The organism is Nonomuraea sp. NPDC023979 (assembly GCF_040639085.1).
Classification (GTDB): domain Bacteria; phylum Actinomycetota; class Actinomycetes; order Streptosporangiales; family Streptosporangiaceae; genus Nonomuraea; species Nonomuraea ceibae.
The window spans coordinates 38,267-59,158 of sequence record NZ_JBEZZG010000025.1; the positions used below are offsets into that span (position 1 = coordinate 38,267).

At 71.9% G+C, this 20,892-nt stretch carries 16 protein-coding genes; 7 read left to right on the forward strand and 9 right to left on the reverse strand.

Features of this window, described 5'->3' with window-relative positions; translation table 11 throughout:
• Positions 1 to 21 precede the first annotated feature (21 nt).
• From AB0G11_RS33725 to ctaD, 8 genes are all read right to left on the reverse strand, one after another.
• Positions 22 to 960, reverse strand: coding sequence for a YegS/Rv2252/BmrU family lipid kinase (locus AB0G11_RS33725; protein WP_219507443.1), 939 nt, complete (start codon positions 958 to 960; stop codon positions 22 to 24).
• Between the two features lie 48 nt (positions 961 to 1,008).
• On the reverse strand, positions 1,009 to 3,756 hold the full coding sequence (locus AB0G11_RS33730; protein ID WP_308125850.1) for an immune inhibitor A domain-containing protein: 2,748 nt from the start codon (positions 3,754 to 3,756) through the stop codon (positions 1,009 to 1,011).
• Between the two features lie 124 nt (positions 3,757 to 3,880).
• Complete coding sequence (locus AB0G11_RS33735; RefSeq protein WP_357590741.1) at positions 3,881 to 4,222, reverse strand: hypothetical protein; 342 nt, start codon at positions 4,220 to 4,222, stop codon at positions 3,881 to 3,883.
• 19 nt (positions 4,223 to 4,241) lie between these two features.
• Positions 4,242 to 4,628, reverse strand: coding sequence for a hypothetical protein (locus AB0G11_RS33740; RefSeq protein ID WP_357590742.1), 387 nt, complete (start codon positions 4,626 to 4,628; stop codon positions 4,242 to 4,244).
• Positions 4,625 to 5,350, reverse strand: coding sequence for a succinate dehydrogenase iron-sulfur subunit (sdhB, locus tag AB0G11_RS33745; protein WP_357590744.1), 726 nt, complete (start codon positions 5,348 to 5,350; stop codon positions 4,625 to 4,627). Before sdhB ends, AB0G11_RS33740 begins: the two co-directional genes overlap by 4 nt.
• Complete coding sequence (gene frdA / locus AB0G11_RS33750) at positions 5,343 to 7,070, reverse strand: fumarate reductase (quinol) flavoprotein subunit (protein WP_357590746.1); 1,728 nt, start codon at positions 7,068 to 7,070, stop codon at positions 5,343 to 5,345. Before frdA ends, sdhB begins: the two co-directional genes overlap by 8 nt.
• Positions 7,071 to 7,074: 4 nt before the next feature.
• Entirely contained in the window at positions 7,075 to 7,308 is a 234-nt protein-coding gene (locus AB0G11_RS33755; RefSeq protein WP_219507452.1) for a hypothetical protein, read from the reverse strand.
• Positions 7,309 to 7,374: 66 nt separating this feature from the next.
• Positions 7,375 to 9,060 carry a cytochrome c oxidase subunit I gene (ctaD, locus tag AB0G11_RS33760; protein WP_357590853.1) on the reverse strand — a complete coding sequence of 562 codons (1,686 nt, stop codon included), beginning with the start codon at positions 9,058 to 9,060 and terminating at the stop codon, positions 7,375 to 7,377.
• Between the two features lie 182 nt (positions 9,061 to 9,242).
• On the opposite strand from ctaD, the gene AB0G11_RS33765 reads away from it, so the two are divergent.
• On the forward strand, positions 9,243 to 10,448 hold the full coding sequence (locus tag AB0G11_RS33765) for an aminotransferase class I/II-fold pyridoxal phosphate-dependent enzyme (RefSeq protein WP_357590748.1): 1,206 nt from the start codon (positions 9,243 to 9,245) through the stop codon (positions 10,446 to 10,448).
• A 54-nt stretch (positions 10,449 to 10,502) separates the two neighbouring features.
• Here the strand turns inward: AB0G11_RS33765 and AB0G11_RS33770 are convergent, their stop codons facing one another.
• Positions 10,503 to 11,060: a hypothetical protein gene (locus AB0G11_RS33770; protein WP_219507455.1), complete on the reverse strand. Its 558-nt coding sequence runs from the start codon at positions 11,058 to 11,060 to the stop codon at positions 10,503 to 10,505.
• Positions 11,061 to 11,130: 70 nt separating this feature from the next.
• Here AB0G11_RS33770 and AB0G11_RS33775 point away from each other — a divergent pair, with 70 nt between their 5' ends.
• The 6 genes from AB0G11_RS33775 (at position 11,131) to AB0G11_RS33800 (ending at position 20,863) form a co-directional block, all read left to right on the forward strand.
• Positions 11,131 to 12,492 carry an FAD-linked oxidase C-terminal domain-containing protein gene (locus AB0G11_RS33775; protein ID WP_357590749.1) on the forward strand — a complete coding sequence of 454 codons (1,362 nt, stop codon included), beginning with the start codon at positions 11,131 to 11,133 and terminating at the stop codon, positions 12,490 to 12,492.
• A gap of 157 nt (positions 12,493 to 12,649) precedes the next feature.
• On the forward strand, positions 12,650 to 14,887 hold the full coding sequence (locus AB0G11_RS33780) for a protein kinase (protein ID WP_357590751.1): 2,238 nt from the start codon (positions 12,650 to 12,652) through the stop codon (positions 14,885 to 14,887).
• 84 nt (positions 14,888 to 14,971) lie between these two features.
• The gene (locus tag AB0G11_RS33785) at positions 14,972 to 16,504 is read left to right on the forward strand and encodes a carboxyl transferase domain-containing protein (protein ID WP_357590855.1); all 1,533 of its coding nucleotides are present in this window, start codon (positions 14,972 to 14,974) and stop codon (positions 16,502 to 16,504) included.
• The gene (locus AB0G11_RS33790; RefSeq protein ID WP_357590753.1) at positions 16,501 to 18,387 is read left to right on the forward strand and encodes a biotin carboxylase N-terminal domain-containing protein; all 1,887 of its coding nucleotides are present in this window, start codon (positions 16,501 to 16,503) and stop codon (positions 18,385 to 18,387) included. Before AB0G11_RS33785 ends, AB0G11_RS33790 begins: the two co-directional genes overlap by 4 nt.
• Positions 18,384 to 19,148: an enoyl-CoA hydratase-related protein gene (locus AB0G11_RS33795; RefSeq protein ID WP_219507457.1), complete on the forward strand. Its 765-nt coding sequence runs from the start codon at positions 18,384 to 18,386 to the stop codon at positions 19,146 to 19,148. The genes AB0G11_RS33790 and AB0G11_RS33795 overlap by 4 nt, the downstream gene beginning before the upstream one ends.
• Positions 19,145 to 20,863, forward strand: a complete 1,719-nt coding sequence (locus tag AB0G11_RS33800) for an acyclic terpene utilization AtuA family protein (RefSeq protein WP_357590755.1) — start codon at positions 19,145 to 19,147, stop codon at positions 20,861 to 20,863. Before AB0G11_RS33795 ends, AB0G11_RS33800 begins: the two co-directional genes overlap by 4 nt.
• The last annotated feature ends 29 nt before the right edge of the window (positions 20,864 to 20,892 follow it).

Here is a 20,892-nt window from a genome sequence, read left to right on the forward strand (position 1 = left end):
AGACCAGCCGGGCTGTGCGGGTCAACGGTCCTCGAAGTCGGCGGGCACCATGACGCGCACCCCGTTGGGCACCACGCGCAGCCGGATCGGGGTGCGCAGCCGCACCTCGCCGTCGACGTCGGCGGCCATCGGCGGGTCGGTCTCCAGCAGCATCTCGCGGCCGACGACGAACGGCCCGCCCGCCAGGCTGCGCCAGCGCCCGGTCGTCGCGCGGGCCAGCGTCTCGACGAGCAGGCGCACCTTCTTGCCGGAGCCGAGCTGGTAGGCCACGAGCATGCCGTCGTCGATGCTGATGTCGCGGGCCACCTGCCAGCCGCCGTGGAAGCGCCCGTTGGCGATGTTGAGCTGGTGGGTGAGCAGCTCGTGGCGCTGCCCGTCGACGGTGATGTAGGCGCGGAAGGGCCGGTGCCCCGGCAGCACGGTCAGCGCGGTCAGCGGGTAGGCGGGCCGGCCGAGCACCCGCTTGAGCCACGGCTTGACCTTGCCCGCGACCTCGACGGAGACGCCGAAGCTGGCCAGGTTGGCGAACGGCCGGTCGTCGGCCATGCCCAGGTCGATGTCGGCGACCTTGCCGGTGTCGAACACCCGGATCGCGCCGGCCAGGTCGAGCGGCAGGCCGAGGCTGCGGGCGAAGTTGTTGGTGGTGCCGAGCGGGAGAACGCCGAGCGCCACGTCGCGGTGGGCGACGTGGCGCACGGCGGAGGACAGCGTGCCGTCACCGCCGCCGACGATCAGCAGGTCGGGCCCCGTCGCCAGGGCCGTGTCGAGCAGGTCGCGCAGTCGCTTGGGGTTGTAGACGCCGATCTCGGCCAGCGGCTCGTAGCCCAGCTCGTGCAGCTGCTCGATCACCTCGAAGTAGTGGCGGCGGCCACGGCGTGAGCGAGTGTTGATCACCACCGCCACCCTGCGGTCCTGCCGGATCGCCTCGGTGTGCTCGGCCTTGGTGCGCAATTCGCTCATGGTCATCAATGTTAGGGCCGCCGGGACACCGCCCGGCGGCCCCTTGGATCACTTCTTCGGCGGGGTCACCTGGACGAGCGCGCCCAGGTTGCCCGGCAGCGGGGTGACCAGCTTGAACTGGACGCCCAGCGCCTTGCCCTCGTCGCCGGGGTTGCCGGTGCCGAGGACGTGGCCGTTGCCGAGGTCGGTGCCGTAGAGCTCGGTCGCCGGGGTTCCGTCGACGTTGACCACGCGGGTGCTGTACGGCTGGTCGCCCTTGCTCGGGACGACGACGGAGGCGTCGAAGTCCCGGTAGTACAGCGAGCCGTCCTGCAGCTCAAGGCCCGGGTACCAGGTCTTGGCGTCGGTGAAGCTCGGCACGCCCTTCAGCGCGGGGACGTTCGTGCAGTACTCGCTGAACGGCTCGTCCGCGGCCTCGAGGCACTCCTTGAACGGGTAGGTCTTCGTGAAGGAGAACGCGGCGTTGGAGGTCTGCGAGCGGCCCTCCATGTTCTTGTGCCGTGACGGGTCCTTCGCGGCCGCCTCGCCGGTGCGGCGGAGCGGGTCGTAGTGCGAGTCCACGAGCAGCAGGCTGCCCTTGGAGCCGATGCTCGGCGCCGCTTCGAGGTTGTTGGCCAGCACGTTGTTGGTGTAGGTCGAGTCGCGGTACCAGACCAGCAGGCCCGGCGCGTTGTACTTGACCTTCTCCACCTTCCACGCCCCGTCACGCGAGTACGTGGTGTCGTAGGCGTACTGCAGGCCCTTGTCGAAGCCGTCGAAGTTGCGCCACTCGGCGAGGTAGAACCGGTCGATCTGGCGCTCGCCGTTGTTGATCGTCCAGCCCTGGCCGCTGGTGTTGGTGAACGTGCCGCCGAAGGCGCGCCAGCCGTTCTCGCCGTTCTCCACGTCGTCGCTCCACACGGAGGCGCCGCCGTTGGTGATCGAGAAGTCGTCGGCGTGCCAGCCGCGCGGCGTGAAGGCGGCGTCGGTGTTGTACGCAAGCCGCAGCTTGATCGTCTGGCCGGCGAACGGGGTCAGGTTGACGTAGTCGTGCCGCCAGCCGTCGGTGTTGCCGGTGATGCCGTACTTCTTGTTGCCGAACGTGGCGAGGTTCTTGTTCGGGTCCGGGTAGCCGTCGGGCGTGGTGATCTCGGTGCCGGCCTCGTCGTAGACCTTCTGCTGGGTCCAGGTGTTGCCGCCGTCGGTGGACACCTCGACGAAGCCGAAGTCCCAGTCGGCCTCGATCTCGTAGTTGTTCCACATCCAGAAGCGGACGTCGGTCCCGGCGGGCACCTGGATGTCGCGGGCCAGCGAGACGTTGGCCCACTCCTGGTCCATGCCGGACCACCAGGCGTTGGCGCCGCTGTGCGGGTCGATCATCTTCAGCGGCTCGGAGGCGAGGTTGACGCGGACGCCGTCCTCGGTGAAGCGGGGCGTGCGCGAGGTCTGGCCGACCGTGACGAGCTTCTTGCTGTCACCCGGGTTGAACACCTTCGGGTTCGCCCAGCCGAGCACCCACTTGTCCCAGAGGCCCATGTGGGTGGGCATCGACTGGAAGATGGGGCCGGAGTGGGAGCCGCTGGACATCAGGTCCCAGAAGTCCACCGCGGAGCTGGCCTGGCCGGAGGTGTCGTACAGGTCGGGCAGGCCGAGGTCGTGGCCGTACTCGTGGGCGAAGACGCCGACACCGGAGTCCTCGGGCTGCACGATGTAGTTGGAGATCTTCTTATCGGTGCCGGGCACCTGGTAGCCGCCGGCGACCGCGCTGGAGTGCGCCCAGATGGCGTACGTGCCCTCGGCGCCGCCGTCGGAGGATTTGTCCTTGCCGGCGTGGACGAGCACGAGGTGGTCGATCACGCCGTCGGGCTCGGCGAAGTTGCCGTCACCGTCGGCGTCGGAGACGTCCTCGATGTCGTAGTCGGCCCACGGGAAGTCGGGCTGGGTCTGCGACAGGACGTTGACGGCGTCGATGGCGAGCTGGCCGGCGCCGAGCGGGTTGTCCGGGTGGCCCGACATGTCCTGCGGGACCCCGCCGCAGGCGGCCGCGCCGTACCACGCCTCGGAGTGCGGAGCCTTGATCCAGCCGACCGCGGAGCCGGTGACGGAGTAGGCGCCCTTGGACATCTCCTCGTACATCTTCTTCAGCGTGTGGCCGGAGATGTCGATGCCGGGCTTGCCGTCGCGCGGGTCCTTCAGGTCGGGGCGGACGCGCTCGGTGATGCCCTTGTCCGTGTAGAGCATCTTGTTGAAGTGCTCGGGGCTGAAGTCCTTGACCCAGAAGGAGTTGTTGTCCTTGTGCGGCAGCGTGGCCGGGTCCGGGATGTTGTTGTGCAGCGGGCCGTTCTTGAGCGTGCCGGCCGGCTCGACGACGCAGTCGTCGGGGGCGCTGTCGACGGTCCGCAGGCGGTTGAAGCCGGAGAAGTCGTCGTTGGCGTTCTCGTTGAACTCGACCAGCAGCGTGAGAAGCTTGGCGGTCTTGGTCTGCTTGGACTTTTTGAAGATCCATTCAGCGGGGTTTCGGCCGGTGCGGATGGCCTCGGCCTCGCGGGCCGCGAGCACCCGGGCAGCGGCCGGGTTTCCGCTGCTGAACTTCTGGTCGATCTTCTTCGCGGCGGAGATCGACCGCTTGTTCTTGCCCGGGACTCCCGGCTCGGCCGGCGGGTCGTCGTCCCTCGGTGGTGCGTAGTTAATGTAGTAGTCAGACGCGCTGGGCTGGTATGACGCGACCGAGTCGGCCTGAGCGCTGGGTACGGTCAGGGCGGCGCCGAGGAGGGCTACCGCCGGGATTGTGGCTAATAGGCGCTTCTTGCTGGGCACCAGTAACCCCTTCTGCCCGGGATCGCCGGGCGCAATGGCCATAGGGTCTTGCAAACCGGCACGGTAGACCGTTTCTAAAGATTGCGTAAAGTAGGTTGTGGAAATGTGATCAAACTACGACATTTCACAACAACCGCATCGCGGCAATGATCCCGCCCGTAACTGCTCCCCCGTAACAGAGGGCCGCGATGAACCCGTCGTACCGCCCGATCCCCAGCAGTTCCTCACTGGTGAACCTGATCCGGTGCGCCGCGTGGAACAGGCACAGCACCACCGCCACCACCAGTCCCATCCGCACCCACAGGGGCTCCAGCAGCGCGGCCAGGTGCGCCGCGTCGGGCCAGCCGATCACGCCGAGCGGCATGAGCACCCCGAACAGCAGCGCCAGCACCGGCAGCACCAGCGCCGCGACGATCCCCCCGCCGCTGAACAGCAGCCACAGATACGGCTCAGGCGTCCTTCTCACGGCATCTCCCCCCGGCTTCTCATGGCGTCCGCAGGACGACGTACGCGATCACCGCCGAGACGAGCAGCCAGCCGGAATGGTTGCCGCCCTGGATCATCCAGGCGGGCACCCGCCAGCCGTCCAGCCGCACCACGGTCGCCTTCGGCGCGAGGTTGAGGAACGTGATCGCGTGGTAGGCGGTCGCCGCCAGCGCCACCGCGTTGAGCGCGATCATCCACGGGCGCGCCGCCAGCGCCGTGAACTGCGCGTACGTCCCGGCGACCACCGAGTCGGCCAGCAGGACCAGGTACGCGACGGTCCAGGCGACGAAGACGCTGGTCAGCTCGCGCAGCACGAACAGCGTGTAGCGCCTGCTGCGGGCAAACCAGAGCGGGTCCCTGGGCGGGCGGCGGGCGGGCGCGGTCATCGCCGGCTCCACGGCAGCACCGAGCGCAGCGCGGCGGTCAGCTTGTAGCGCTGGATCGCCTCGGCCGGGTCGACGTGCTTGGGGCAGGCCCGGGTGCACTCGCCGACGAACGTGCACCCCCAGACGGCGTCGTCCAGGTTGAGCACGTCGAAGCGGTCGCCCATGTCGCGCGAGTCCAGGTTGTAGCGCTGGGCCAGCGCGATCGCCGCCGGGCCGAGGAAGTCCGGGTCGAGCACGTACACCGGGCAGGCCGAGTAGCAGAGCATGCAGTTGATGCACATGCTGTACTGCTTGTACGCCTCCAGCTGGTCCGGCGTCTGGGCGTACTCGGCGGTGAGCGGAAGCTCCTCCCCCTCCCGGATCAGCCACGGCCGCACCGACGACAGCTTGGCCAGGAAGTCGTCGATGTCCACGACCAGGTCCCTGATGACGGGGAAGCCCTTGAGCGGCTCGACCCTGACCGGGCCGGCGCCGTACTCGGTGAGGAAGGTGCCGCAGGTCAGCCGGGGCTCGCCGTTGACGGTCATGCCGCACGAGCCGCAGATGCCCATCCGGCACGACCAGCGGAACGACAGGCTGCCGTCGAGCCGGTCCTTGACGTGGGCGAGCCCGTCGAGCACGGCCCAGTCGGGGCGCAGCGGCACGTCGTACGCCTGGAACACCGGCTCGTCGTCCTGGCCGGGCCGGTAGCGGGACACTTCCAGCCGGATGGAGTCAGTCACGGCCGTACACCCTTTCCCCGGGAGGCCAGCGGGTGATCGTCACGGGCAGCAGGCCGACCGACGGGCTGCCGTCGGGGGCCCGGTGGACCAGCGAGTGCGCCAGGTAGGCGGCGTCGTCCCTGGCCGGGAAGTCGGTGCGCTGGTGGGCGCCGCGCGACTCGCGCCGCTCGGCCGCGCAGGCCACGATCGTGCGCGCGACGTCGAGCATGGCGTGCAGCTCCAGCAGGGCGACCAGCTCGGTGTTGAAGGCGGCGCTGGAGTCGTCCACGAGCGCCCCGGCGGCCCGTTCGCCCAGCTCGGCGAGGGTGTCGGCGGCCTTGGCGAGGACGTCGCCGGTGCGGTAGATGCCGGCGGCGCCTTCGAGCGTGCGCTGCATCTCCTCGCGCAGCACGGCGATCCGCTCGCCGCCGCCCTCGCGCGCCCGCTCCAGCCGCCGCCGCTCGTCGGCGCCCTGGCTGCGGACGGCGGCCGCCTCGCCGTCGCGGTGGCCGCGGGCGAAGCGGGCGGCGGCCAGCCCGGCGCGCCTGCCGAAGACGAGGGTCTCCGGCAGCGAGTTGGAGCCGAGCCGGTTGGCGCCGTTGATGCTCACGCAGGCCGTCTCGCCCGCCGCGAACAGGCCGGCGATCGGGGTGGCGCCGTCGAGGTCGGTGTGGACGCCGCCCATCATGTAGTGCACGACGGGGCGGACCGGGACGAGGTCGGTGACCGGGTCGAGGTTCTGGTAGCTGCGGCACAGCTCGCGCACGAACGGGATGCGCGCGTCGATCCTGTCCTCGCCCAGGTGGCGCAGGTCGAGGTGGACGACGGGACCGTACGGCGTGTCGACGGTGCGGCCCTTGCGCTGCTCGTGCACGAACGCCTGCGAGAGGCGGTCGCGCGGGCCGAGCTCCATGCTGCGCAGCCGGGGCGCCGGGGTGGGGGTGCCGAGGTCGTAGTCCTGGAGGTAGCGGTAGCCGTCCTTGTTGATCAGCCAGCCGCCCTCGGCCCTGGCCGCCTCGGTGATGAGGATGCCGGTGAACGGCAGGCCGGTGGGGTGGTACTGGACGAACTCCATGTCCTTCAGCGGGGCGCCCGCCCGGTAGGCCAGGGCCATGCCGTCGCCGGACTTGATGGCGGCGTTGGTGGTGAAGGGGAAGGCCCGGCCGCAGCCGCCGGTGGCCAGGACGACGGTCCTGGCGGGGATCGCCTCGACGCGGCCGGTGCGCAGCTCGACGGCCACGACGCCGTGGACGCGGCCGTCGTCGACGACGAGCCGGGTGACGTACCACTCGTCGTACCGCGCGATGCCGGGGTGTTTGAGCGTGGTCTGGAACAGCGTGTGCAGCAGGTGGAAGCCGGTCTTGTCGGCCGCGTACCAGGTGCGCATCCGCTTCATGCCGCCGAACGGGCGCACCGCGACGCGCCCGTCGCGCTCGCGGCTCCACGGGCAGCCCCAGTGTTCGACCTGGACGAGCTCGCGCGGCGCCTCGGCCACGAACGCCTCCACCGCGTCCTGGTCGCACAGCCAGTCGCCGCCGGAGATCGTGTCGTAGCAGTGCTCGTCGAGCGTGTCGCCGTCGGCGACGACCGCGGCGGCGCCGCCCTCGGCCGAGACGGTGTGGCTGCGCATCGGGTAGACCTTCGACACGACCGCCACGCTGAGGGTGGGGTCGCTCTCGGCGACGGCGACGGCCGCCCGCAGTCCGGCGCCGCCGCCTCCCACGATGAGCACGTCGATCATCGGTTCAGCTCCCGCGGTCCGGTTCGATCGGATCCTTCACCCGCTTGCCGTCGCAGCGGATGGCGGACAGGTGGATGCTGCCGTCGTGGTACTCGTGCCGGATCCGGCGGCAGCCGCAGTCGAAGAGCTGGTCACGGATCACCAGGCCGTAGCCGTCGTCGTCGAGGAGACGCTCACCGCCGTGCTTCTTGCCGCAGGGGGCGGTCTCGGGGGTGAAGGGGCTCTTGGCGCCTGTCATCGCCGATCTCCTTAGATGGGCGAAACGTAACCTCCACACAAGCACCGCGGCCCGGTCCGGGAAAGGTCAGTCGGGCGTTTTCTCGCCGGGTTCTCCGGGTTCGGCCCGCTCGCCCGTCTCGTCCGTCTCGTCCTCGTGCGGGTAGTGGAGGTCAAAGGCGGGCCGTTCGGAGCGGATCGGCGGCATGAACGTGAAGTTGTGCCGGGGCGGCGGGCAGGAGGTCGCCCATTCGAGGGAGTTGCCGTAGCCCCAGGGGTCGTCGAGCGTGACCTTGGGCGCGTGCCTGGCGGTCTTCCAGACGTTGTAGAGGAACGGCAGCGTCGACAGCCCGAGCAGGAACGCGCCCAGCGACGAGAGCTGGTTGAGCGCGGTGAACCCGTCGGCCGGGCCGTAGTCGGCGTAGCGGCGCGGCATGCCGATCTGCCCGAGCCAGTGCTGCACCAGGAACGTGGTGTGGAAGCCGACGAACAGCGTCCAGAAGTGCACCTTGCCGAGCCGGTCGCCGAGCATCCGGCCGGTCATCTTGGGCCACCAGAAGTAGAACCCGGCGAACATGGCGAACACGACGGTGCCGAAGACCACGTAGTGGAAGTGCGCGACGACGAAGTACGTGTCGCTGATGTGGAAGTCGAGCGGCGGGGAGGCCAGGATGACGCCGGTCAGCCCGCCGAGCAGGAACGTCACCAGGAACCCGATCGCGAACAGCATCGGCGTCTCGAACGTCAGATGCCCCCGCCACATGGTGCCGATCCAGTTGAAGAACTTCACACCTGTCGGCACCGCGATGAGGAACGTCATGAACGAGAAGAACGGCAGCAGCACCTGCCCGGTGGGGAACATGTGGTGCGCCCACACGGTCATCGACAGCCCGGCGATCGCGATCGTGGCGCCGACCAGGCCCATGTAGCCGAAGATCGGCTTGCGGCTGAAGACCGGGATGACCTCGGTGATGATCCCGAAGAACGGCAGCGCGATGATGTAGACCTCGGGATGGCCGAAGAACCAGAACAGGTGCTGCCACAGGATCGGCCCGCCGTTGGCCGGGTCGTAGATGTGCGTGCCGAGCTTGCGGTCGGCCTCCAGCGCGAGCAGCGCCGCCGCCAGCACCGGGAACGCCAGCAGCACGAGCATGCTGGTCAGCAGCACGTTCCAGGTGAACAGCGGCATCCGGAACATCGTCATGCCCGGCGCCCGCATGCCGATGATCGTGGTGATGAAGTTGACCGCGCCGAGGATCGTGCCGAGGCCCGACATCGCCAGCCCCATGATCCACAAATCGCCGCCGACCTGCGGCGAGTAGGCGGACGACGACAGCGGCGTGTAGGCGAACCAGCCGAAGTCGGCCGCCCCGCCCGGCGTGAAGAACCCGGCCACCACCATGAGCCCGCCGAACAGGAACAGCCAGTACGCCACCGCGTTCAGCCGGGGGAAGGCCACGTCGGGGGCGCCGATCTGCAGCGGCATGATCACGTTGGCGAACCCGGCGAACAGCGGCGTGGCGAACAGCAGCAGCATGATCGTGCCGTGCATGGTGAAGAGCTGGTTGTACATGTCCTGGTTGACGACCTGCATCCCCGGCTGGGCCAGCTCCGCGCGGATGATCATGGCCATGACGCCCGCGATCAGGAAGAACGCGAACGAGGTGATCAGATACAGGTACCCGATGACCTTGTGGTCGGTCGTGGTCAGCCAGGACGTGAGCACGGTCCCGGTGCGGCGCCGCCTGACCCGCTCGATCGACGTCTCGCGCACGCTGGTCACGGCTGCTCCCTCCAGTCGAGAGGTATGGCCTGCCCCGATCACCCCATTCCACGCCACCGATCGCCGTCCGTGAAGTCGTTCCGGGCAAAGACATCCACATCCCGGACCCGTGCCTGCCTCGGCGGCGAAGTCTTCTATCCTTCGTAGCGACCCGATCGGAGGAGAAGAATCCCGTGAACGCCTCGCGTGACTATGCCGCCCTTGTCCAGCAGGGACTCAAGCTCGACCTCACCAGGGGCAAGCCGTCACCGCGCCAGCTCGACCTCTCCGACGACATGCTCAAGCTCCCGACCACCCACGTGACCGCGGGCGGCCTCGACGCGCGCAACTACGGCGACCTGCAGGGGCTGCCGGAGCTGCGCGAGCTGTTCGGGCCGCTGCTCCAGGTGCCGCCCGCGCAGCTCGTGGTGGGCGGCAACGCCAGCCTGGCGATGATGCACGACACGGTCGTGCACGCGCTGCTGAGCAAGGTGCCCGGCGCCGGGCGCCGCTGGGTGGAGGAGCCGGAGATCACGTTCCTGTGCCCGGTGCCCGGCTACGACCGGCACTTCACCATCTGCCAGGAGTTCGGGATCAAGATGGTCCCGGTGCCCATGAACGCCGAGGGCCCCGACATGGACGTCGTCGAGCGCCTGGTCGCCGAGGACGCGAGCGTCAAGGGCATCTGGTGCGTGCCCAAGTACAGCAACCCGTCCGGCATCGTCTACAGCGACGAGACCGTGCGCCGCCTGGCCGCCATGCCCGCCGCCGCGCCCGACTTCCGCATCTTCTGGGACAACGCCTACGCCGTCCACCACCTGACCGACACCCCGGCCGAGCTCGCCGACCTGCTCGCGCTCTGCGCCGAGCACGGCAACCCCGACCGCGCCTTCGTCTACGGCTCCACCTCGAAGGTGACGCTGGCCGGCGCGGGTGTGGCGTTCTTCGGCTCCTCCCCGGCCAACGTCGCCTGGTTCCTCGACAACACGCGCAAGCAGTCCATCGGCCCCGACAAGCTCAACCAGCTGCGCCACGTGGAGTTCCTGCGCGACGCCGACGGCGTGGCCGCGCACATGCGCAAGCACGCCGAGCTGATCGGGCCCAAGTTCGAGGTGGTCGACCGGGTCCTCGCCAAGGAGCTCGGCGACCTGGCCACCTGGACCAGCCCGAAGGGCGGCTACTTCATCAGCCTGGAGGTGCCGCACGCCGCCGAGGTGGTGGCCAAGGCCAAGGCCGCGGGCATCGCGCTGACCCCGGCCGGCGCCACCCACCCCTACGGCCAGGACCCCGACGACCGCGCGATCCGCATCGCGCCCACCTACCCCGGCCTGGAGGAGCTGGAGCAGGCCATCACCGGCCTGGCCGTCTGCGTCCGCCTCGTCGCCGAGGAGCACGCGTAAGCGCGCGTAAGCACCCCGGCCCCGGAGTGACCGCCCGGCCGGTGACGTGACCGGTCAGGCGGCGCCGGAGCGGCGGAAGCCGAAGATGTACTCGCGCGTCTCGCTCGGATGGAACGAGACGCCGACCCCCGGCTCGAACGCGACGTTGTCGCGCGAGCAGTAGTAGAGCCCCTCCCAGACGGCGAGCGCCTTCTCCCTGGCCGGCCCCTCGGCCAGGTCGCGCTTGCGCGCCGCGTGCGCGCCGAGCACGAACAGCATCCCGAACCCCCACAGCACGCCTGTCAGGCAGAACGGCGCGAGCAGCACCTCGGCCCAGCCCGAGTGCTTGCCCATGGCCAGCACCAGCCCCACCACCAGGTGCGCGAGTGCGGCGACGAGCAGCAGCAGGTAGCCCTGGTTCCTCGACCAGGGCGCGTAGTGGCGGCTGGGGAACGACAGCCACACGGCGAGCTGCGTGCGGCTCATCTGGTGCTTGGACGCGCCCAGCGCGGACCCGGTGGGCAGATCGGCGACCTGGCGGTCACCGGGCATGCGTACCCTGCCGATCCGGTACGTGGTCCCCGCCGCGACCGCTCCGGGCACCGAGACGACCTGGTCGACCTGCGTACACACCGGACAGCTCACTTCCACCCGGGCAGTCTGGCCGTAAGCCACCGTCCACGCAAACCGTAAGGTTTCTCATGTGAGACCCATTGACGCTCTGGTGAACTCCCTGCCCGGCGGCCGTGTCGTCACCGACCCGGACGTGATCGACTCCTACGCCCGCGACCGCACGTTCGTGGCCCCGGGCAAGCCTCTGGGAGTGGTGCTGGCCGCCTCCCGCGACGACGTGGTGACCACCATGCGCTGGGCCACCGAGCACCGGGTGCCCGTGGTGCCGCGCGGCGCGGGCAGCGGGCTGGCGGGCGCCGCCACGGCCACCGACGGGTCGGTGGTGCTGTCGCTGGCCAGGATGACCGCGATCCGGGAGCTCTCGCCGGTGGACGAGATCGCCGTGGTCGAGCCCGGCGTGATCACCGCCGACCTCGACAGGGCCGCGCGCGAGCACGGGCTCATGTACGCGCCCGACCCGTCCTCGTACGAGATCTCCACGATCGGCGGCAACCTGGCCACGAACGCGGGCGGGCTGCGCTGCGTCAAGTACGGGGTCACCCGCGACTCGGCGCTGGGCCTGGAGGTCGTGCTGGCCGACGGCCGGGTGCTCCAGACCGGGCGGCGGACCGTGAAGGGCGTCACCGGGTACGACCTGACCGGGCTGTTCGTCGGCTCCGAGGGCACGCTGGGCGTGATCACCTCGGCCACCGTGCGGCTGCGGCGGGCGCCGGTCGCGCCGCCCGCGACGTTCGCCGCCGAGTTCGGCTCGCTGCGCGACGCGGGCGCCGCCGTGACCGCGATCATGGCGGCCGGGTGCCAGCCGTCGCTGATGGAGCTGCTGGACCGGGCCACGCTCCAGGCCATCGACGACTGGCGCAACATCGGCCTGGAGCCCGCCACGATGGCGATGCTGATCGGGCAGTCCGACGCCGCCGACAGCCAGGAGGTGGCCGCCCGCATGGAACGCCTCTGCCTCGACAACGGCGCCACGTTCGTGGCCGTGTCGTCCAGCCCGCAGGAGACCGAGGAGCTGATCGGGCTGCGCCGGATGGCCTACCAGGCCAAGGAGCGCCTCGGCGCGTGCCTGGTCGAGGACGTGTGCGTGCCCCGATCGGTGCTGCCCGACATGATCGGCGCCATCGAGGCCGCCGCCGTCCGGCACGGCGTGCGCATCTGCACGGTCGCGCACGCGGGCGACGGCAACCTGCACCCGACGTTCGTCTTCGAGCACGGGACGACCGAGCCGCCCGCCGAGGTGTGGGCGGCGGCGGACGAGATCTTCACCCAGGCGCTCGAACTCGGCGGCACGCTGACCGGCGAGCACGGCGTCGGGGTGCTCAAACGGCGCTGGCTGGCCCTGGAGTCGGGGCCGGTGGCGCACGAGGTGCAGCACGGGATCAAGGCCGTCTTCGACCCGCTGGGACTGCTGAACCCGGGCAAGGCCATCTGATCAGCTATTGTTCACCAACCCGTGACCTGAGCCACGACCTGCGCAGAAACCCTGACTTGCGGGGGTAAAGGTGAATGATCTAGCAGGTCGGCGTACGTACCAAGTGTCACGCTGGTAGCGTTTCGCCCCAGAGATCGTTCTGTTATGGGGGTGCGGGGTGAATCAGTTCCAGCCGCTGATGGCGGACGACCCGCGGCGGCTGGGCGAGTACGAGATCGTCGCCCGGCTCGGCGAGGGTGGTCAAGGGGTCGTCTATCTGGGCAAGGCCGAGTCCGGGGAGCAGGCTGCCGTCAAGCTCCTGCACCACGCGCTCGTCGCCGACCCCGAGGCGCGCAGCCGCTTCCTGCGCGAGGTCGCGGTCGCCCAGCGGGTCGCCCGCTTCTGCACCGCCCCCGTGCTCCACGCCGACCTCGAAGGCAGCCGGCCCTACATCGTCAGCGAGTACGTGCCCGGGCCGTCGCTGCGCGAGCTCGTCATCAACGAGGGCCCGCGCCGCGGCGCCGCCCTCGAACGGCTCGCCATCAGCACCGCCACCGCGCTGGCCGCCATCCACCGGGCCGGCATCCTGCACCGCGACTTCAAGCCGGCCAACGTGCTCATGGGCCCCGAAGGCCCGGTGGTGATCGACTTCGGCATCGCCCGCGCCCTCGACTCCCCCGGCGCCACGGCCACCGGCATGGCGATGGGCACCCCGTCCTACCTCGCGCCCGAGCAGCTCACCGCCGCCTCCCCGGTGTCGGAGGCCGCCGACGTGTTCGCCTGGGGCGTCACGATGGTGTACGCGGCCACGGGCAAGCCGGCCTTCGGGGCCGACTCGATCCCCGTGGTCATGAACCGCATCCTCCACGAGGAGCCGCAGCTCGGCGGCATGGACGGCACGCTCGCCGAGCTGGTGGCGGCCTGCCTGTCCAAGGACCCCGCCCAGCGGCCCACGGCCGACCAGCTCATCGTCCGCCTCACCGGCCAGCCGGCCCCCAACGCGGCCATCGAGCCGCTCACGGGGCCCACCGCCCAGATCGCCCCCCAGGGCTGGACGCCTCAGGCGGCGGCCTGGCGGGGCGGCGACAACCCCGTCCCGGAGACCGGCCCGTACGGCCGCCCCGTCCCGAGCGCCCCCGCGGCCGGATCCCAGCCGGGACCCTCCTCCGCAGCAGGTCCCCACCCGGGACCCGCCCCCGCGGCCGCTCACCAGGCCGGGCCCGCGCCCACCGTCGGTCCCCAGCCGGGATCCGCGCCCGCAGCCGGTCCCCAGCCGGGGCCCGCGCCCGCCGGGACGCACGGCGGGGCCCAGCCCCAGGCCGCCGCCCAGCCGCAGGGCCAGGGCGGCCCTCAGGGGCAGGGCACCGCGCACGGCCGGCCCCCGCACGGCCCCGGCGGGCCGCACGGCCAAGGTGCCCCGCAGGGTTACGGCGCCCCGCACGCCCAGGGCGGCGCGCAGCCGCCGCACGGCCAAGGCGGCGCGCAGCCGCCGCGAGGGCCCGGTGGGCCTCAGGGGCCGGGAATGGCGCAAGGACCCGGGGGGCCGCAGGGGCAGCCCGCCAAGGGCGGGCAGCCGGGGCAGCGGCGGACGCTGACGTTCGCATTGTCCGGCGCGGCGGCCGCGGCGCTGCTGGTGGTTGCCGGGGCCGTGGTGGTCCAGGCGAACTCCAAGCCGCAGACCGTGGTGGCCGTCGGCAACACCTCGGTGACCTCCCCCACCACGGACGCGCAGATCCCGCCGGAGGTGGTCAACCCGCCGAGCATCGCCCCGTCGACGGTCCCGGAGCTGGACATCGACGAGCCGAAGCCGACGAAGACGAAGACCAGGCCGAAGGACGACGGCGTGGCCCAGGTGCCGGACCCGATCACGCAGCCGACGCGGCAGCCGGCGACACGCCGCCCGGAGCCGACGAAGACCAGGACGCGGACCCAGGAGCCGACGCAGAAGCCGGCGGACCGGGTCGAGCCCGAGTCGGAGCCGACGGGCTCGCCGACGGCGGACGTGTCGCAGCAGCCGACGAGCATCCCGACGAAGAAGCCGACGGTGAAGCCCACGGTCAAACCGACGGTCAAGCCGACGCAGCTCAAGCCGAACCCGTACACGCCGGCCGGGGTGTGCGGCTCCGGCTACAAGGTGATCAACAAGCACGCCCTGGGCACCAAGGCGACGATCTACCTGCTCTACAACAGCGGCGCGGGCCGGAACTGCGTGGTGACGATGTCGCGCCTGGTGTATCCGGGCAAGGTCCAGATGAACGCGATCCTTCAGGTGAAGGGCGGCTCGAGCGGCAGCAACCCGGGCAAGTTCACCGCCTACGCGGGCCCGGTCCGGCTGCCCGGGAAGGGCAAGTGTGTCATCTGGGGCGGCACCTGGGCCGGTCTGACCTGGAAGTCGGGCTGGAGCCACTGCGGCTGACCCGGGCGACGGGTTACGGTATGCGTCGTGATCGTCAGCACGCTCGACACGTCCGGCCCCGACTACGCGCGGCGGCGGGAGGCGATGCTGGGCAAGCTGGCCGAGCTCGACGCCGAGCACGCCAAGGCGGTCGCGGGCGGCGGTGAGCGCTACGTGCGCCGCCACCGCGACCGGGGCAAGCTGCTGGCGCGCGAGCGGATCGAGCTGCTGGTCGACCCGGATTCGCCGTTCCTGGAGCTGTCGCCGCTGGCGGCGTGGGGCAGCGACTTCCCGGTGGGCGCGAGCGTGGTGACGGGCATCGGGGTGGTCGAGGGCGTCGAGTGCGTGATCACCGCGAACGACCCGACGGTGCGCGGCGGCGCCTCGAACCCGTGGACGCTGCGCAAGACGCTGCGCGCCGCCGACATCGCGCTGGCCAACCGCCTGCCGTACGTCAATCTGGTGGAGAGCGGCGGCGCGGACCTGCCGACGCAGAAGGAGATCTTCATCCCGGGCGGCCGGATCTTCCGTGACCTGACGCGGCTGTCGGCGGCGGGGATCCCGACGATCGCGCTGGTGTTCGGCAACTCGACGGCCGGGGGCGCGTACGTGCCGGGGATGAGCGACCACGTGGTGATGGTGCGCGAGCGGGCGAAGGTGTTCCTGGGCGGGCCGCCGCTGGTCAGGATGGCGACCGGCGAGGAGTCCGACGAGGAGTCGCTGGGCGGCGCGGAGATGCACGCCCGGGTGAGCGGCCTGGCCGACTACCTGGCGGCCGACGAGCACGACGCGCTGCGGATCGGCCGCCGGATCGTGCGCTCGCTCGGCTGGCGCAAGCTGGGCGCGCGGCCTGGCGCCGTGCGCGATCCGCTCTATCCGGCGGAGGAGCTGCTGGGGATCGTGCCGGAGGACCTGAAGGTGCCGTTCGACCCGCGCGAGGTGATCGCCCGCATCGCCGACGGCAGCGCGTTCGAGGAGTTCAAGCCGCTGTACGGGGCGTCGCTGGTGACGGGGTGGGCGCGGCTGCACGGCTACCCGGTGGGCGTGCTGGCGAACGCGCGCGGGGTGCTGTTCAGCGAGGAGGCGCAGAAGGCGGCGCAGTTCATCCAGCTCGCCAACCAGTCGCGCACGCCGCTGATCTTCCTGCAGAACACGACGGGTTACATGGTCGGCAAGGAGTACGAGCAGGGCGGCATCATCAAGCACGGCGCCATGATGATCAACGCGGTGTCCAACTCGACGGTGCCGCATCTGACGGTGGTGATGGGCGCCTCCTACGGGGCGGGCAACTACGGGATGTGCGGGCGGGCCTACGATCCGCGGTTCCTGTTCAGCTGGCCGAGCGCCAAGTCGGCGGTGATGGGCCCGGCGCAGCTCGCCGGGGTGCTGTCGATCGTCGGCCGGGCGTCGGCGCTGGCGCGTGGCCAGGCGTACGACGAGGAGGCGGACGCGGCGATGCGGGCGATGGTGGAGGAGCGGATCGAGGCGGAGTCGCTGCCGTTCTTCCTGTCGGGGCGGCTCTACGACGACGGCGTGATCGACCCGCGTGACACGCGGACGGTGCTGGGGCTGTGCCTGTCGGCGATCAACAGCGCGCCGGTGCCGGAGCCCGCCGGATTCGGGGTGTTCCGGCCGTGATCACGCATCTGCTGGTGGCCAACCGGGGCGAGATCGCCCGCCGCGTCTTCCGCACCTGCCGCGAGCTCGGCGTCGAGACGGTCGCGGTCTTCTCCGACGCCGACGCCCGCGCCCCGCACGTGGCGGAGGCCGACCGCGCGGTGCGGCTGAGCGGCGTCACGCCCGCCGAGACCTACCTGGCGGCCGACCGGCTGATCGAGGCGTGCCGGGCGTCGGGGGCCGACGCGGTCCATCCGGGTTACGGGTTCCTGTCGGAGAACGCGGCGTTCGCGCAGGCGGTGCTCGACGCGGGGCTGGCATGGGTGGGGCCGCCGCCCTCGGCGATCGCCGCGATGGGCTCGAAGCCGGCCGCCAAGCGGCTGATGGCGGAGGCGGGCGTGCCGGTGCTGCCGTCGCTGCCGGTGGACGGGGAGCCCGGCCCGGGGTGGGAGTTCCCGCTGCTGGTGAAGGCGAGCGCGGGCGGCGGCGGGCGCGGCATGCGGGTCGTCCGCGATCCGGGCGAGCTGGCGCGGGCGGTGGAGTCGGCGCGGCGGGAGGCGGAGGCGGCCTTCGGCGACGGCGGCGTGTTCGCCGAGCCGCTGCTGGAGGGCGCCCGGCACGTCGAGGTGCAGGTGCTGGCCGACCGCCACGGCGGCGTGTGGGCGCTGGGCGAGCGCGAGTGCAGCGTGCAGCGCCGGCATCAGAAGGTCGTCGAGGAGTGCCCGTCGCCCGGCGTCACCGCCGCCCTGCGGGCCGAGCTGGAGGACGCGGCCGTGCGGGCGGCGCGGGCGATCGGCTACGTCGGCGCGGGCACCGTCGAGTTCCTGGTCAGGGGCGAGCGGGTGGCGTTCCTGGAGATGAACACCCGGCTGCAGGTCGAGCATCCGGTGACCGAGCTGGTCCACGGGATCGACCTGGTCCGATGGCAGATCGAGGTGGCGCGGGGCGCGGCGCTGCCGCCGGGGCCGCCGCGCCCGTCGGGCCACGCGGTGGAGGTGCGGCTGTACGCGGAGGACCGCGACTTCCTGCCGCAGGCGGGGGTTCTGCACCGGTTCGAGGTGCCGGAGGGGGTGCGGGTCGACGCGGGGGTGGAGAGCGGGTCGGCGGTGCCGCCGCACTACGACGCGCTCCTGGCCAAGATCGTCGGGTACGGGGCCGATCGGGACGAGGCGGTGCGCAGGACGGCCCGGGCTCTGCGCGGGGCCAGGATTCACGGGCTCACCACGAATCGCGACCTTCTCCTCCACATCCTGAAAAATCAGGACTTCTTGCGGGGGGAGACGCACACCGGGTTCCTCGACCTCCATCCGGAGCCCGCCCCCGCGCCCCCGTCGGACCTCGCGGTGCTGGCCGCCGCGCTGGCCCTGGCCGCCGCCAACCGCGAGCGCGCCCCGGTCCTGCGCGGCCTTCCCAGCGGGTGGCGCAACGTCCGCTCGCAGCCGCGCACGGCCCGCTTCGAGGAGGCCGAAGCGGTCTACGACCCGCTGCCCGAGGGCGTGACGGTGACCGAGGTCGCCCGCGCCGGTGACGCGTACCGGGTGGTGCTGGAACGCGGCACGGTGCGGCAGGCGTTCGAGGTGGCCCGCTACGACGGCGGGAAGGTGTACGTGGACGGGCCGGACGAGTCGGTCACGCTGACGCCGGTGCCGAGGCTGCCGGAGCCCGCCGAGCACGTCGCCCCCGGGTCGCTGCTGGCCCCGATGCCGGGCAACGTGCTGCGCGTCGAGGTCGAGGCGGGCGCCCGGGTGGAGAAGGGCCAGCCGGTGCTGGTGCTGGAGGCGATGAAGATGGAGCATCTGATCACCGCCCCGGCGGGCGGCGTCGTCTCGGCCGTGCACGCGCGCCAGGGCCGCCAGGTCGAGGCGGGAGCCGTACTGGCGATCATCGAAGAAAGGGAATCATGACGCGCCTGGTTCACAAGGAGCTGTCCGGCGGCATCGCGACGATCACGCTCGACTCGCCGCCGAACCGCAACGCCCTGTCCACCCGCCTGCTCGCCGACCTGACCGACCGCCTGGAGTGGGCGCTGGCCGAGCCGTCGGCACGGGTGATCGTGCTGACGGGCACCGGGCACGTGTTCAGCTCCGGCGCCGACCTGAAGGAGCAGCGGGCCGCGGGCTCGGACGCGCCGGTCACCTCCGCGTTCCCGCAGGTGATGGCCACCCTCTGGGAGAGCCCGAAGCCGGTGATCTGCCGGCTCAACGGCACCGCCCGCGCGGGCGGGCTCGGGCTGGTGGCCTCGTGCGACTTCGCGATCGCGCCGGTGACGGCGTCGTTCGCGTTCACCGAGGTGCGGCTGGGCGTGGTGCCCGCGATGATCTCGGTGCCGGTGCTGCGGCGGCTGGACCCGAGGGCGGCGGCCGAATACCTGATGACCGGCGAGGTGTTCCCTGCGGCCCGGGCGGTGGAGATCGGCCTGCTGACCCGCGCCGTCCCGGAGGAGGACCTGGACGAGGCCGTCGCCCACTACGCCGGCATGCTGCTCAAGGGCGGCCCGGAGGCGCTGGCCATCACCAAGCGCCTGGTCAGGGAGGTGCCGGCGCTGTCGTTCGAGGAGGGGCTGAGCCGGATGACGGAGCTGTCGGCCGAGCGCTTCACCTCCGACGAGGGCCGCGAGGGCATCGCCGCCTTCGCCGCCAAGCGCCCGCCCCGCTGGGTCCCGTGACCGGGGCCGGGGCCGGGAGCGGTCCGCTGCGGGTGGCCAACTGCAGCGGCTTCTACGGCGACCGGCTCTCGGCCGCCCGCGAGATGGTCGAGGGCGGCCCCATCGACGTGCTGACCGGCGACTGGCTGGCCGAGCTGACGATGCTCATCCTGGCGGGCAACCGGCTCAAGGGCCGCCCCGGCTACGCGCCCACGTTCCTGCGGCAGCTGGAGGACGTCCTCGGGCCGTGCCTGGACCGGGGCATCAGGATCGTCGCCAACGCCGGCGGCCTCGACCCGGCGGGCTGCGCGGAGGCCGTGCACGAGCTGGCCGCCCGGCTCGGCCTGTCGCCCAGCGTCGCCTGCGTGACCGGCGACGACCTGACCGGGACGGACCTCGACCTGGTCAACGCCGACACCGGCGAACGGCTGACCGCCACGCCGCTGACCGCCAACGCCTACCTGGGCGGCCGGCCCATCGCCGCCGCGCTGTCGGCGGGCGCGGACGTGGTGGTGACCGGCCGGGTCACCGACGCCGCCCTGGTCACGGGGCCGGGCATCTGGCGCTACGGGTGGCGGCCCGGCGACCTGGACGCGCTGGCGGGCTCGGTGGTCGCCGGCCACGTCATCGAGTGCGGCTGCCAGGCCACCGGCGGCAACTACGCGTTCTTCCGCGACGTGCCCGACCTGGCGCACTGCGGCTTCCCGCTGGCCGAGCTGCACGCCGACGGCTCCAGCGTGATCACCAAGCATCCCGGCACGGGCGGCCTGGTGTCGGTCGGCACGGTGACGGCGCAGCTCCTGTACGAGATCGCCGGGCCCGCCTACCCGGGGCCCGACGTGGTGGCCCGCTTCGACACGATCACGCTGTCCGGCGACGGCCCCGACCGCGTGCGCATCAGCGGCGTGCGCGGCGATCCGCCGCCCGGCACGCTCAAGGTCGCGGTCACCTACCCGGCGGGCTACCGCAACACGATGACGCTCGTGCTGACCGGCCTGGACCAGGAGGCCAAGGCCCGGGTCGCCGAGGAGGCCATCTGGGCGCGGGTACCCAAGGAGTCGTTCGAGCGGGTGGAGGTCTCCCGGGCGGACGGGCTGCTGCGCATCACGGTCATGGACCCCGACCCGGGCCGGGCGGGCCGGGCGTTCTCCTCCGCCGTGGTGGAGACGGGCCTGGCCAGCTACCCGGGCTTCCACGCGCTCTCCCCGCCCGGCGCGGCGTCGCCGTACGGCGTCTACTGGCCGGTGCTGGTCCCGGCGTCGGCGGTCACGCCGGAGGTCCGCGTGGACGGCGAGCTGCTGCCCCCGGACGGCCCGCCCCCGCCCTTCCCCGACCTGCCCTTCGCCGACCCGCCCGAGCGGCCCGTCCCGGCCGTCCCGGACGCGCCGGTGGCCGGTGGGGAGCCGGTACGGGTCCCGCTGGGGCGGGTGGCCGGGGCGCGGTCGGGCGACAAGGGCGGCAACGCGAACCTGGGCGTGTGGACCACCACGGCCGCGCAGTACGCCTGGCTGGCGGCCCATCTGACCGTCGGGCGGCTGAAGGAGCTGCTGCCGGAGCTGGCCGCCCACCGGGTGGACCGCTACGAGCTGCCCAACCTGAACGCGCTGAACTTCGTCGTGCACGGCCTGCTGGGCAGGGGTGTCGCGGCCAGCGCCCGGCCCGACCCACAGGCCAAGGCACTGGGCGAGGAGCTGCGCGCCCAGGAGGTGGAGATCCCGGCGGCCCTCCTGGAGTGAGCGGCGGCCCTCCTGGAGTGAGCGGCGGC

Coding starts and splice junctions, on each gene's coding strand:
- AB0G11_RS33725 (WP_219507443.1), bottom strand. CDS start 960: ATGAGCGAATTGCGCACCAAGGCCGAGCACACCGAGGCGATCCGGCAG.
- AB0G11_RS33740 (WP_357590742.1), bottom strand. CDS start 4,628: ATGACCGCGCCCGCCCGCCGCCCGCCCAGGGACCCGCTCTGGTTTGCC.
- frdA (WP_357590746.1), bottom strand. CDS start 7,070: ATGATCGACGTGCTCATCGTGGGAGGCGGCGGCGCCGGACTGCGGGCG.
- AB0G11_RS33755 (WP_219507452.1), bottom strand. CDS start 7,308: ATGACAGGCGCCAAGAGCCCCTTCACCCCCGAGACCGCCCCCTGCGGC.
- AB0G11_RS33785 (WP_357590855.1), top strand. CDS start 14,972: ATGCTGGGCAAGCTGGCCGAGCTCGACGCCGAGCACGCCAAGGCGGTC.
- AB0G11_RS33795 (WP_219507457.1), top strand. CDS start 18,384: ATGACGCGCCTGGTTCACAAGGAGCTGTCCGGCGGCATCGCGACGATC.